The organism is Anabaena sp. UHCC 0399 (assembly GCF_034931465.1).
Taxonomy (GTDB): domain Bacteria; phylum Cyanobacteriota; class Cyanobacteriia; order Cyanobacteriales; family Nostocaceae; genus Trichormus; species Trichormus minutissimus.
This window is the reverse complement of sequence record NZ_JAYGGZ010000095.1, coordinates 1-667: the sequence shown is the minus strand read 5'-3', so window position 1 is coordinate 667 and position 667 is coordinate 1. Positions and strand designations below refer to the sequence as shown.

The window sequence follows — 667 nt, the reverse complement described above, 5'->3', positions numbered from 1 at the left end:
ATTACTCGTTCACGAGAATCTAGAACCCGATAAAGCAGTTATAATTTGACTCAGTAAATTAAACCATATCCCTCACATATTATTACTAGTGGTCTATCAAGTTAGTTTTGACGGTTCGTAGTAAGGACTTTAGTCCTGATTTTTCTAAGGACTAAAGTCCTTACTACAAACTTGCTTATCCCTCCATTCAAATTTGATGGACTACTAGAGGTGAAGTTAAAAATATTTCACCCTTCCCTGTAACCCTTGCCCTTTGCCCAAAATCAGCATCCCACAATTCCGCACACCATGATCAACTGGAATGACTACCTACAATCACTCTGCAATGATTATGCCCAATGGTGGAATGCTTACACGTTGACGGATGTAGTGGGACAGCAGCGAGTTGAGCAGAAGCATTCACCGCTACTGTTAGATTTTATGGTGCAGACGGTGCAATCTGGCAAGGAAGAAAGGAGCGCAAGCCAGCAAGTTGAGCGTTTAGACGTGCTGGCAGGGTTGCGGAAGTATGCTCAAGAACACGTTTTGCTAGTAGGGCGGCCTGGTTCGGGGAAATCGACAGCGTTGGCGAGGTTGTTGCTGGAGGAAGCGGAGAAGGTGAGATCCCCCCTCAATCCCCCCTTAGAAAGGGGGGAAGCCGAATCTTCAGAACCCCCCTTTTTAAGGG

General features: G+C 46.0%; 1 protein-coding gene. It reads left to right on the top strand.

Annotated elements, in window-relative coordinates; translation table 11 throughout:
* Positions 1-288: 288 nt before the first annotated feature.
* The coding region (locus VB693_RS28335) for a hypothetical protein (RefSeq protein ID WP_323269175.1) at positions 289-667 on the top strand (379 nt) is incomplete at its 3' end.